Source organism: Spirosoma humi, from assembly GCF_054776575.1.
Genome location: NZ_BAAHBR010000003.1, coordinates 51,941 through 64,663, shown reverse-complemented (window position 1 = coordinate 64,663; position 12,723 = coordinate 51,941). Strand labels below are relative to the sequence as shown.

General features: G+C 50.5%; 13 protein-coding genes. 7 read left to right on the top strand and 6 right to left on the bottom strand.

The window, feature by feature from the left end:
• Positions 1-9: 9 nt before the first annotated feature.
• Positions 10-498, bottom strand: coding sequence for a methylated-DNA--[protein]-cysteine S-methyltransferase (locus ACYU8Y_RS03910; protein WP_460934407.1), 489 nt, complete (start codon positions 496-498; stop codon positions 10-12).
• Positions 499-615: 117 nt separating this feature from the next.
• On the bottom strand, positions 616-1,839 hold the full coding sequence (locus ACYU8Y_RS03905) for a PQQ-dependent sugar dehydrogenase (RefSeq protein ID WP_460934405.1): 1,224 nt from the start codon (positions 1,837-1,839) through the stop codon (positions 616-618).
• A 305-nt stretch (positions 1,840-2,144) separates the two neighbouring features.
• Between ACYU8Y_RS03905 and ACYU8Y_RS03900 the strand changes: the two genes are divergently transcribed.
• From ACYU8Y_RS03900 to ACYU8Y_RS03890, 3 genes are all read left to right on the top strand, one after another.
• Entirely contained in the window at positions 2,145-2,990 is an 846-nt protein-coding gene (locus ACYU8Y_RS03900; protein ID WP_460934403.1) for a serine O-acetyltransferase, read from the top strand.
• Positions 2,991-3,034: 44 nt separating this feature from the next.
• On the top strand, positions 3,035-3,943 hold the full coding sequence (gene cysK / locus ACYU8Y_RS03895) for a cysteine synthase A (RefSeq protein ID WP_460934400.1): 909 nt from the start codon (positions 3,035-3,037) through the stop codon (positions 3,941-3,943).
• 91 nt (positions 3,944-4,034) lie between these two features.
• Positions 4,035-4,904, top strand: a complete 870-nt coding sequence (locus ACYU8Y_RS03890; RefSeq protein WP_460934398.1) for a YitT family protein — start codon at positions 4,035-4,037, stop codon at positions 4,902-4,904.
• Here ACYU8Y_RS03890 and ACYU8Y_RS03885 read toward each other — a convergent pair.
• From ACYU8Y_RS03885 to ACYU8Y_RS03870, 4 genes are all read right to left on the bottom strand, one after another.
• Positions 4,847-5,308: an SDR family oxidoreductase gene (locus tag ACYU8Y_RS03885; protein ID WP_460934396.1), complete on the bottom strand. Its 462-nt coding sequence runs from the start codon at positions 5,306-5,308 to the stop codon at positions 4,847-4,849. The genes ACYU8Y_RS03890 and ACYU8Y_RS03885 overlap by 58 nt on opposite strands.
• Positions 5,309-5,385: 77 nt before the next feature.
• The gene (locus ACYU8Y_RS03880; protein ID WP_460934394.1) at positions 5,386-5,979 is read right to left on the bottom strand and encodes a TetR/AcrR family transcriptional regulator; all 594 of its coding nucleotides are present in this window, start codon (positions 5,977-5,979) and stop codon (positions 5,386-5,388) included.
• Between the two features lie 206 nt (positions 5,980-6,185).
• Entirely contained in the window at positions 6,186-6,950 is a 765-nt protein-coding gene (locus tag ACYU8Y_RS03875; RefSeq protein ID WP_460934392.1) for an SAM-dependent methyltransferase, read from the bottom strand.
• 108 nt (positions 6,951-7,058) lie between these two features.
• The gene (locus ACYU8Y_RS03870; RefSeq protein ID WP_460934390.1) at positions 7,059-7,526 is read right to left on the bottom strand and encodes a redoxin domain-containing protein; all 468 of its coding nucleotides are present in this window, start codon (positions 7,524-7,526) and stop codon (positions 7,059-7,061) included.
• Between the two features lie 287 nt (positions 7,527-7,813).
• Between ACYU8Y_RS03870 and ACYU8Y_RS03865 the strand changes: the two genes are divergently transcribed.
• The 4 genes from ACYU8Y_RS03865 to ACYU8Y_RS03850 all read left to right on the top strand — a co-directional run bounded on the left by ACYU8Y_RS03865 (position 7,814) and on the right by ACYU8Y_RS03850 (position 12,539).
• The gene (locus tag ACYU8Y_RS03865; RefSeq protein ID WP_460934388.1) at positions 7,814-8,734 is read left to right on the top strand and encodes an ROK family protein; all 921 of its coding nucleotides are present in this window, start codon (positions 7,814-7,816) and stop codon (positions 8,732-8,734) included.
• Positions 8,735-8,914: 180 nt separating this feature from the next.
• Complete coding sequence (locus tag ACYU8Y_RS03860; protein ID WP_460934386.1) at positions 8,915-9,160, top strand: hypothetical protein; 246 nt, start codon at positions 8,915-8,917, stop codon at positions 9,158-9,160.
• A gap of 87 nt (positions 9,161-9,247) precedes the next feature.
• The gene (locus ACYU8Y_RS03855) at positions 9,248-10,690 is read left to right on the top strand and encodes an amino acid permease (protein WP_460934384.1); all 1,443 of its coding nucleotides are present in this window, start codon (positions 9,248-9,250) and stop codon (positions 10,688-10,690) included.
• A 148-nt stretch (positions 10,691-10,838) separates the two neighbouring features.
• The gene (locus ACYU8Y_RS03850) at positions 10,839-12,539 is read left to right on the top strand and encodes a M28 family metallopeptidase (protein WP_460934382.1); all 1,701 of its coding nucleotides are present in this window, start codon (positions 10,839-10,841) and stop codon (positions 12,537-12,539) included.
• The last annotated feature ends 184 nt before the right edge of the window (positions 12,540-12,723 follow it).

The window sequence follows — 12,723 nt, the reverse complement described above, 5'->3', positions numbered from 1 at the left end:
ATGAATTGATTAGAACAGCGACAACTGGCCGGACCGAGAAAAAGCGCCTTCGTGCTCCAGCAACCATTTTTTACGCCATAACCCACCGGCATAGCCCGTCAGCGAACCATTGGAACCAATAATGCGATGACAGGGAACTACGATCCAGAGGGGATTACGGCCGTTGGCAGCCGCTACTGCACGAATTGCCTTCTCGTCGCCGAGACGCCGACTCAGGGCCAGATACGAGCGGGTGGTACCAAAGGGAACCTCCAGCAAGGCCTGCCAAACGGATTGCTGAAAAGGGGTTCCGACCGGCTTGAGAGGGAAGTCGAACGTATGCCGCTCCCCGCCAAAGTAGGCTTTCAGTTGGTCGACAGCCTGTTCGACTGGCGTCGGCAACCGGGTGCCAGCCTGATGTTCATCGGCCAGAACATCCGTACAGGAGATAACAGAAACGCCCTGATCGTCGCCCGTAACGCGTACAAAACCAAGTGGTGATTCGAAAATGGTGGTCATTGAGCAAACGGATGAATTCCAGATGGAACCTGCTATCAATATATAGAAAAAGGCGTCTACAAGCTGACTTATAGACGCCTTTTTTATTGACCATTGCGATAATATACTATCAATCAGTCAATTTCCGACCAGCTTAAGGATTTTTCCAGTACCTAAATCACATAGGTAAATCTCTTTTTTCTGGTCTTCGCCAAAGGCCGAAATAGCACCAGCCTGCGCCATCAGTTCCTGGGCAGCAGCGGGTTTTGTGCCATTTGGGGTTAGTGCCCAAACACGTCCGCTGGCGTAATCAGCGAAAATGTATTTACCCCGAAGGGAAGGGTTGGCGGACCCTCTATAAACCACGCCCCCCGTAATGGAGACATCGCCTTTATTGTGGCTGTACTGGTAAACAGGAGGAATTAATTCGGCCTCATTAACGGCGTTGTCCTTCGCGTTGAAGTCTGCATTGGCTTCTTTGATCCGCCAGCCATAATTGCCGCCTTTCGTAATGATATCGACCTCTTCAATCGTGTTTTGCCCGACATCACCCGCCCATAGACGACCTTCATCATCAAAGCTGATCCGCCACGGATTACGCAGGCCATACGCAAAGAGCTCTTCCCGATAGCCTTTGTCGTTGCCTTTGAAAGGATTATCAGCCGGAATGCCATAGTGTCCCTTTTCAGTGCTGTTCACATCGACGCGTAGAATTTTGCCTAGCCAACTGCTTTTATTCTGGCCGTTGTTCTGTGGGTCGCCCCCGCTACCACCGTCACCCGTAGAAACATACAGGAAACCGTCTGGGCCAAAAAGAACCTTGCCGCCGTTGTGGTTTGCATAAGGCTGCGCAAATCGAAACAAAATTACCTCGGAGGCCGGATCGACCTGCGACGCGTTGGCCGATGAAGCTTTGAAACGACTCACGATCGTTTCGCGCGGGTTGTTCTTCGTATAGTTGACGTAGAAGAACCCATTCTGTTTGAAATCGGGATGAAAGGCAAGCCCTAGCAAGCCCATTTCGCCACCAGATGCCACTTTGTCACGAATGTCCAGATACGTACCAGCCGTAGCGGTGTTCGGGTCGTTTTCGAAAACTCGAATTTTGCCTTCCTGTTCGATAACAAACACACGATTTGTGCCGTCGTTGGCATAAGTATATTCCACGGGTGATGAAAACGTCAATTTTGGATACGCATTCACAACCCTGGCCGAAGCAGTCCCTGTGTTTGTACTGCCTGTCGAGTCGGGTGTCATTGCATTCGATTGACTCGGTGACTGACAGGCAGATGCCACCATCCAGGCAACACCCGACGTAGCCGTCAGTGAAATCAGGAACGCAATGATAGTTTTACTGAGCATAATACGTTTGTTCATTAGTTTACCCGTTTTCCTCTTGCAAATCAGGTTCCAGGAATTGCCGACGAACTTTGCGGCCCGCTTTTTGTTTAAAAATCAAAGAAACTATTGTTTTAAAACGGTCTGGTGTCCGTTTAATGCGTAGCCGATCAGTGTAGTGTTTCCACAAAACGGGGTAAAAATTCTACCGAATTGGCGGTCCGACGGTTTAGCAGCCTTACTTATTGTCTGTCCGATGGTTCAACGCTTCGGCACTGCAAATCACGAGTGGCCTGCACACCCTTATTTCGATCCAGATAATGATTAATATGACTACCGAAACCAGTTCCTTTCTCGATCATTTACAAACTCAGCGGGCGCGTTATCGTTACAAGCTTCCTTCCCGACCGGATGCGGGGCGTTTTATCGACCAGTTAATGCGACTGCTTTTTCCCGTTACCCAGGAATGCAAATCCATTTCTCAGCACGTTGAGGAAACTTACCAGAACCTGAATGAACAGCTAGTTTGCCTGTTACATCCGCTGGAAAAAAACCTGACCGAAAGTCCGGCGGTCATTACCGGGCGTTTTTTCGAGAAGTTACCCGTCATTTACGATAGCCTCTTGTTCGACGCACACGCCATTGCCGACAATGACCCGGCAGCCGTTGGTATTGAAGAAGTCGTCGCCGTATATCCGGGATTTTATACCATTGCGGTATACCGGATCGCCCATGAGCTGCTTAAACTTGACGTGCCTCTTCTGCCCCGAATGCTTACCGAATATGCCCACGGCCAAACGGGCATTGACATTCACCCCGGCGCACAGATTGGCAAATCGTTTTTCATCGATCACGGTACAGGCGTGGTCATTGGCGAAACAACGATCATTGGCGACAACGTTAAGATTTATCAGGGCGTAACGCTTGGCGCTACGCATGTAGCTAAATCAATGGCTCAGAAAAAACGCCATCCAACGATCGAAAACAATGTGGTCATCTACGCCAATGCAACCATTCTGGGTGGCTACACGGTGGTTGGCCACGATTCTGTCATTGGTGGTAACGTTTGGCTGACGACCAGTGTCGAAGCCCATTCGCTGGTATTTCACCAGCATCAGACCGATGTTCGGCTTAAATCGCTCGAAGCGTCGGAACCTATAAATTTTGTTATTTAATTTACGGTAACACCCATTCGTTACCACGTCAATACCCTTCCCCTATGAAAGCTATCTCCATTCTCGATACAATCGGTAATACACCACATGTTCGTATAAACCGGCTGTTTCCCGGCTTCGAAGTCTGGTCGAAACTGGAACGGGCAAACCCCGGTGCGAGCATAAAAGATCGGATTGCCCTGTCAATGATCAATGCTGCCGAAGCCAGCGGATTGCTCACTTCAGGTAGCACGATCATCGAGCCAACATCGGGAAATACCGGCATCGGACTAGCCATGGTGGCAGCCGTGAAAGGCTATAAGATCATTCTGGTTATGCCCGAGTCTATGAGTGTCGAACGGCGTAAAATCATGGCGGCTTACGGAGCAGCATTCGATTTGACTCCCCGCGAGAAAGGCATGAAAGGAGCCATCGAACGAGCTCATGAACTGGTTGCTCAGACACCCGGCGCATGGATGCCCCAGCAGTTTGAAAACCAGGCCAATATCGACATTCACGTGCACACGACGGCTCAGGAAATTCTGGCGGACTTCCCCAATGGTTTCGATGTGCTGATTACGGGCGTCGGTACGGGCGGCCATATAACGGCGGTTGGGCAGGTGCTCAAGCAGAAATTTCCGAATCTGAAAGTGTACGCCGTAGAGCCCGAGCTCTCTCCCGTCATCAGCGGAGGTTCGCCCGGCCCCCACCCCATTCAGGGCATCGGTGCAGGTTTCATTCCCCAGAACTTGCATACCGACGTGCTGGACGGTGTGATTCAGGTAAGCAAAGACGAAGCGTATGAAATGGCCCGGCGGTCGGCTCGGGAAGAAGGAACGTTTGTTGGCGTGTCGTCAGGTGCTTCGCTGGCCGCAATTGCCAAAAAGTTACCAAGCCTTGCCCCCGGAAGCCGGATTTTAACATTCTGTTACGATACGGGTGAACGTTACCTCTCCGTAGACGGCTTATATTAGCACAATACGTCTGGTTATTATTTATCAGTAGACCGAATGAAACACGCTTTATTCGATCTACTGATTCTCTATTGTCTTAAAACGAGACCCTATGTTAACAAACACACCTACTTACAGATTAATTAAAGATACCGCGTTCATTGTTGCTGGCGTACTTAGTGCTGGCATGGGCATAAAAGGGTTCCTGCTATCGAGTCATTTTATTGACGGGGGCGTTACGGGCGTTTCGATGCTACTGGCATCGCTTATCAGCGTGCCGTTACCGATCTGGCTTTTACTCATCAACTTACCCTTTATAGGACTTGGCTACCGGCAATTTGGCAGCCAGTTTGCCCTGAAAAGTACGCTGGCCATTACGGGCCTGTCCATAAGCCTCGCCATTGTTCCGTATCCGGATGTCACCCCCGATTTCCTGTTAACGGCCGTTTTTGGCGGATTCTTTATAGGAGCGGGTATTGGACTAGCTATGCGAGGGGGGGCCGTGCTGGACGGCACAGAAATCGCAGCGTTGCTCATTAGCCGGACTAGTCCAATTCTGAAAGTCAGTGATGTCATCTTAGTCCTTAATGTACTCATTTTTGTTGCGGCAGCCTTCTTTCTTGGCATAAATCCGGCCCTTTACTCCATGATTACGTATTTCGCGGCCTCAAAGACGGTGGATTTTGTGATTCACGGTATTGAAGAATACACAGCCGTTCTGATCATCTCGAAACATAATGCCCTGATCCGGGACCATATTATCGACAAAGGCTGGGGCATAACGATTTTGAAAGGGGAAGGCGGCTATGGCAAACACGGGAGCCATCAGGATCTTGACAGCGTCCTTTATACCGTCGTTACCCGTCTTGAAATCAGCCGATTACGAGCAATTGTAATCGAAGTAGACCCCAAAGCCTTCATCATTCAGCACAGCGTTGATGATGTGGCGGGTGGAAAAGTCAAAAGTTTGCCCATGCATTGATCCGACACGACTGATCGCCTAGAGCCGGGCGGCAAATTGGTCCACCGTAGTGCAGGGCTTACCCAGATCGGCCCAGGTCCGGGCAGCCTCGAAAACTTCCGGGTAGTTGTTGATTGCTTTGCCTGAATCAAATTGAGCAGACCCTGAGCCTTGGTATGGAAGTGATCCTTCTCTTCATCTTGCCTGATAGATAAGTTCAGGTAAACGGAACCGATCTCTCTCAACGCGCGAACAAGGCTGTTAACACTGTTCAAGTCGCCCGGAACAACGGTTGCTTTGGGAAAAAGCTGGCACGTTTTCCTGACATCACGGGCAATGATCCGAATTGGAGAACCAGCCCGCATAAGCTCGTGCGTGACGGGCTGACCAAGCATTCCCGTTGCACCGATAACGACGATTTGCATGAGGTGTAGGATAATGATGCAGATGGGAAGGTAGGCTACTCTTTACAAAAACAGCCAGCGAACTTTCTTCACACTACTTACCGCAGATCACGAACGAAACGGCGCATCATCTCCCGATAAATTTGTTCAGACTGATCGAGTGATTGTTCGTTTTTGAGCAACATGGCCAGCATGATTGTCCCATGCGAGACTGACCACCACTGAAAATAAAGTCGTTTGATGCTTTCTTCCGCTTTAGGAATAAAGGAAAAGATCGTTTCACGGACAATACGGCTCACAGCCTGCATTGTTTCTGATTGATATACAGGTAGGGTACAATAGGCGCCATCCAGGTTATACATTACCTGATAGATCTCTGGATGATTGCGGGCAAATTCCCACTGCACGAGTGAAATTTCGTAAAGTCGCTTCTCAGGGTCGCGGTAAAGCTTCAGAATACGCTCATATTCATGCGCTAAATGCCGGAATCCTTCGTTGCGTATTTCATCTAACAGAACGTCCTTACTATCAAAATACTCATATACAATGGGCGCGCTGTACTCAATCGCGTCGGCTATTTTTCGAATCGAAACGGCTTGCCAGCCTTCCCGACGAGCAATCGTTTTAGCTGTCTTTAAGATACCGGAACGGGCTTGCTCTCGACTACGTGGTTTGCGTTCGATAGTTTCCATACAATTTCAGGCGATCAATCTTCAGTTAACGGCGTTATATAGACTGAAAACTACGGATTTATACCGAAATAATACAACAACCCTCAAAAAAGTTAAAAATAGAATTTACAAAAATCTGTAACTCACTGGTAAACAATGACTTATTTAGATAAATACTATTACCTGTTAGGTAACTTATCAATATACAAATAGGCAGATAGTACTGATTACCTTTTGGCTAAGATCCAGGCTGCTTCATCGCCAAGCGCGAACGAGTCCCCATCAATGGAACCATAACAATCAAGAACTGTCAGGCCGGCTTCCATGAACAACCCGCGAAGGTCAGCAAGGGTATACACAAAATGCTGCGCCGTTCGAGTCTGTGTATGCCCAGCCTGAACATAAGTCAGGTGTGAGTCGATCCGGCTCTCCAGTGGGACATATTCATTTTCGACCAGAAAGAGAATTGGCTCGTCGCCGTCGTCACCAACGGGTTGCCAATTGCGTGCCTGGTAATCGGGCAGTACCGATTCGGCAAGCATTTCGGTATGAACCAGAAAGCGCCCCCCTGGCTTCAATAACCTGGCAATGCGCGTCAGAAAAGTCCGCATATCGGGTCTGGGAAAGAAACTAAAGCTGTTTCCCAGGCAGTAAGCCGCGTCAAACGAGCCAGCCGCCCCAAGCTCGGACTCCGGTATCGTCAGGAAATCAGCCGCCAGGGTAACCAAAGGCAGCTTTTCAGCTTCGACAGCCGTTTCCAGTTCGGCAATATACTCTTCTGAAATATCGACTCCCGTTACACGGGCACCCATTCGGGCCAGCGGCAGCGCATGTCGGCCATAGCCGCAGAAAATGTCCAGTAAGCGATCATCCGGGCCGAAATCCAGCGTTTCTACGAGCAATTCGAGGTCAAGGTGCGTTTGCTCCTCCGTCTGGGCAGCCTTCCACGCGGTCTGCGGCAATCCATGAAAAAAATTATGATACCAGGCCATTTTTCAAGAAACAGGGCTTCGATTATGAGCCAAAGTCCAATAGGTAAATGATACGGGTTGCTCACGAATTGCCCGTTGACCTCTCCGTGAGCAACCCGTATCCCTCAATTAATTAAGTGAAGTCAACGTTTGCTGCACAGCTTGAAAATTAGGCACATCGCCTGCACTTTCCAGTACTTCAGCGTATTGAATAACGCCATCCTTATCGACGACAAAGGCCGACCGTTTACTAACCCCTTTGAGATTCATGACAAAGGTTTCATAATAGGTGTCGTAAGCCTGCGAAACTTCTTTGTTGAAGTCAGATAATAAATCGAACGGCAGGTTCTGCTCTTCCTTGAACTTGGCCAGCGTAAACGGCGAATCGACCGAAATACCCAGTATCTCGGCATTCAGCGCTGAATAGGTACTGATGTTATCCCGCATTTCGCAGAGTTCGGCCGTGCAAACGCTGGTAAAGGCCATCGGAAAGAAAAGAATAATGACATTTTTGCCTTTAAAAGTTGACAGGGCAACTTCCTTTTTATCACTGCTGAAGAGTGAAAACTCAGGAGCTTTTTGGCCGGGAGTAAGCATACTTATTTTTGATTTTAAATTTATGCGTGTTGATTTGGAACAGAATCGCTTGACTACTGCATGAATCAAACTTCATTTGAAGGATAAGTTCAGGAAAAGCCAGGTAAAACTAGCTAATTTGTCATTAATCAGGTTATAGATGAAATCGACAGGCACGCGGTAGCGTCATCTTTGTCTCGTTTTACTCGTTGGCGGATTTCCGGCACACGAGTATGGACAGCAAGACTAAGGCTGTATATCAGGTGCAGTCATCAACCTAAATCAACATCACCTATTATTTTTTATAAATGCAAAACTATTGGGGTATTGACCTGGGCGGCACCAAAATCGAGGGTGTTATTCTATCCGCTCCTTCTCCCGACGCCGTCATTATTCGTAAACGCATTGACACCGAAGCGCATAAAGGCTATGACCACATTATGAGCCAGATTGTTCGGCTCATCGATATGCTGAAAGCTGAAACCAACCTTCAACCCGACCGAATTGGATTTGGAACGCCGGGCTCCTTCGATCCGGCTCGTCAGGCGATGAAAAACTGCAATACAACGGTGCTGAATGGCAAGCCGATGAAGCAGGATCTGGCCAGGCTGCTGGGCCTACCGGTTTCGGTTGCCAACGATGCCAACTGCTTTGCCCTGGCTGAGTCGACAATGGGAATTGTGCCTGACATTGTCCCCGACTTCCAGACCGTTTTCGGCGTAATTATGGGAACGGGTGTTGGCGGAGGTGTTGTCATTCGGGGACGAGATGGCGTACCGTTTGTCCTGAATGGCTTACAGGGAATTGGTGGCGAGTGGGGTCATAATATTCTAGAAGAAAACGGCTATCCCTGTTATTGTGGAAAAGCCGGTTGCAATGAGCAGGTTATTTCGGGTCCGGCGTTGCAACGCTATTACAAGCAGCTGAGCGGAGAGGAACGGACAATGCAGGAGATTATGGATCGTTATCAGGAAGGAAATGATCTACTGGCCAGCCAGACCGTGAACCGGATGCTGGAGTATTTTGGCCGTGCGGTATCCGTCATTATCAATATTCTTGATCCGGATGCTATCGTTCTGGGAGGTGGAGTTGGCAATGTGGACTTGTTGTATACTGAGGGCGTCGAACGAGCCAAGAAATATGTTTTCAATAGCCGGGAGATCAACACCAAGTTCCTGAAACCCAAACTGGGGGATAGTGCCGGTGTTTTTGGGGCTGCGTTGTTGTAGGTTATGTGCTATTCGGCGAACGATGAGCCGAAAAACACATAATCATTTGAAATCTGGGTAAGGGTCAGTAGCTTTGTCCTCAATCCGCCCTCTCACCGGGGGCGGATTACTTATTCTCAGACAAACTATTAAATCTATAGGGTTATAGTAATTGGTTTTCATTTTAAAACGAGCTATCCAATGACAGTAAAGATCAGCAACAAACGAGTCAAGATTCGCTCTTTTTCCATAAATACGCATCCCCTGGCCGTAGTGAATCCGACTTCCCGGCAATTGGGTAAGGTACGTCAACGATCGCTTACAGAGCCTGCGTTTTTAGCCGAAGAATCGGACGATATAGCGCTCAACCCGTATTCGAGAGCGTTCTTTGTGCTTTGGTTAGTCGCGTCGCTGGTGGCTATCGGTGGGCATTACATTCCGCTTTAACCACCGATTTCTTACTGGCCCTTTTGCTCATGAGCTGCCCTCTTTGCACGCTTGCAGTACGGGTCGTGCCTTCTTCATCAATTTCTAATGCGTATAAAATCTCTTGACCTGCTACGGCAGGAAGCCGACGAAAGCGGTAAGTCAGCCCTGAAGCGTTCGCTTGGTGCGTTTAACCTGGTAGCCCTGGGTATTGGGGTCATTATTGGAGCGGGCTTATTTTCACTCACGGGCATTGCAGCCGCAAATCATGCCGGCCCGGCGGTTACGCTCTCGTTCGTTGTCGCGGCCATTGGCTGCGCATTCAGTGCGTTGTGTTATGCCGAATTTGCCGCCATGGTTCCTGTGGCCGGGAGCGCCTATACCTATGCCTATGCGACCTTGGGTGAGTTGTTTGCCTGGATCATCGGCTGGGATCTGGTTCTTGAATATTCCGTAGGAGCCGCCACCGTTGCCATCAGCTGGTCACAGTACCTGACGCGCTTTCTGGCCAAATACGATATTCACCTTCCCCCGCAGTTAGTGCAGTCCCCGTTCGAAACGTTGACGATGCCCGACGGTTCGGTGATTAGCGGATTCATAAACCTACCCGCCGTTCTGGTCGTAGTGGCCGTTTCAGTCATCATCATCCGGGGTACGCAGGGCTCCGCCCTGTTCAATGCCATTGTCGTAAGCCTGAAAGTACTGGTGGTCCTGGTGTTCATCGCCCTGGGATGGCAATACATTGACCCAGCCAACTATTCGCCCTATATTCCGCCCAATACGGGTGTATTTGGTGAGTTTGGTATCAGTGGCGTTTTACGGGGGGCCGGGGTCGTTTTCTTCGTATTTATTGGCTTCGACATTGTGGCCACTATGGCACAGGAAACTAAAAATCCGCAGCGCAACATGCCCATTGGTATTCTGGGCTCTTTGATTGTGTGCACCATCCTGTTCGTTTTGTTCGGTTATGTCATGACGGGGCTGGCCAATTATACCGAGTTTAAGAATAGCGCAGCCCCGGTAGCCATAGCCATCGAAAAAACGCCCTATGAGTGGCTCAGCCAGGCCATCATCCTGGCGATTCTAATCGGCTACACCTCCGTTATTTTAGTGGATTTACTGGGGCAGTCACGGGTGTTTTTCTCGATGAGCCGCGATGGGTTGTTACCGCGCGCCTTTTCCGACATTCACCCTCGCTTTCAAACGCCCTGGCGATCGAATATCTTGCTTTGCGTTTTCATCAGCCTTTTTGCTGGCCTTGTGCCGATACGGGTTGTGGGCGAAATGACGAGCATCGGCACGTTGCTGGCCTTCATTATGGTTTGCCTGGGAATATTGATTCTGCGCAAACGACAACCGGACGCCCCCCGTGCCTTCCGAACACCCTGGGTGCCGGTAGTACCCATTCTGGGCATTCTAACCTGCGCCCTCATGATGCTGTCTCTTCCTGCCGACACCTGGCTTCGGCTGGTGGTCTGGCTGGCCGTTGGTCTGGTGATTTATTTCACGTACGGCAAAAAGCGGAGTAAATTACAATCCCCACCTGCCTGAACCTGCTCAACCCTTCTTCTTATCGACATGGCCAATTGGCCAGGCGATAGAATATGCGTTTATCCAGCCGAAAGATAACCGATTCGGTTAATTTCGCGTTAGACGTCGTCGCGGGCGTGGCCATCAACGAACTCTGATCTTGCGTACAATGAAACGATTTATGTTTTTACCAGTAGCCGTACTGGCCGTTGTTACAGCATCGGCCCAATCTCCGGCCCCTTTACCCACTATCCCTGCTGAAGCCCAGAAAGTCGCCCGGAGCGTTCGCCCGGAAGCTATTGAAGCCCACATGCGCTACCTTGCCGACGACAAACTTGAGGGGCGCAAGCCCGGCACGAAAGGCTTTGAACTGGCCGCTCAGTATGTCGAAACGCAGTTTAAACAACTTGGCTTTCGCCCGGCGGGCCAGAAGGGTACGTACCGTCAGGCCGTCCCCCTCCGGCGGGCACAGGTACGCGAAGAAGGCAGTTCAATGGTGTTTATTCAGGATGGTAAAGAGCAGCCCTTGACCTACGGCAAGAACTTTATTCTTACGCCTAATTTTGGGATGGCTGTCAGTGACGTTTCAGCGCCGGTCGTTTTTGTCGGTTTTGGCGTATCGGCCCCCGAACTGGGCTACGATAATTATAAAGACATCGACGTGCGCGGTAAAATTGTAGCCTGTTTCAACGGTGCACCCGCTACTTTTCCATCAAACCAACGAGCGTATAGTGGGTCGGCAAAAGCTGAACTAGCGGCTTCGCGCGGTGCCGTTGGCCTGATCACATTCAGTCTGCCGACCGACGTACGGGCCCGCATCGAGTCGAACTCCCCCCGAAACCGGCAGCCGATCTATCGGTGGACGGATGCCAAAGGCCAGGCACAGCGTACATTTCCGCAGCTACGGGTTATTGCTTCCCTGGGAGATTCCACCGCCCGATCCATCTTCACCGGAGCCAGCAAAACATTTGAGGAAGCCCGGAAAGCCGCTAACCAAAGCCAGCCACAGGCATTTCCGTTAACCATTTCCGTTCGTGCCCATACCCAGACGGAGCTGAGCGACGGGCTGGTGGGCGAAAATCTGGTTGGTTTACTGCCCGGCTCCGACCCAAAGCTGAACGACGAATACGTCGTCTATGTCTCCCACCTGGATCACCTGGGTATCACCAGACCCATCAAAGGCGCATCCACGTCGGTCGAATCCACGCCGGGAGACTCTATTAACAACGGTGCCCATGACAACGCATCAGGCGTGGCTATCAATCTGGAAGCGGCCCGACTGTTTTCTACCTTGCCCAAAGCGCCCCGGCGTTCCATTCTGTTCGTCGCCGTTACGGGCGAAGAAATGGGCTTGCTCGGTTCCGATTATTTTGCCAGCAACCCGACCGTACCTAAAGACAAGATTGTGGCCAACCTCTGCCTGGACATGCCTTTTTTCTTCCACCCCTTGCTCGACATCGTTCCGTATGGATCGGAGCATTCGAGTATGAAGGGGGCTGTCGATGCAGCCGCGCAATTTGTGGGAGTGACCATTGTCAAAGACCCGATTCCGGAGCAGGCCGTCTTCATGCGCTCCGACCATTTTAGCTTCGTTCGGCAGGGAATTCCCGCTATTTACATTAAGAGCGGCTCGACAACTGGCGATGACCGCGACGGAACCAAGCTCAACCTCGACTGGCGGGCTACAGTGTACCACACCCCCAAGGACGATATGAATCAGCCGTTCGACTGGACAGCGGCTGCCCGGCACGTGCAGTTGCAGTTTCTGATTGGCTACCTCACCGCGCAGAATACCGATCGGCCGGTCTGGAATGCGAATGACTTTTTTGGCACCAAGTTCAGCTCGTCAACGGCGACCAAACGCAAATAAAGGGTTGGCCGACATGAAGTTCACTGCCTGAAAACAGGTAGTGAACTTCATGTCGGTACTTGGTTCGTGACTCCGGTTACAGAACGCCGGAGCCACTAGACTTAGGCAAAGAGGCTACGCCAGGATAGCCCTCTCACCTGCCAGACCGGGCGGACATGGGCCACCGGGAAGCGCTTCGGAAGCA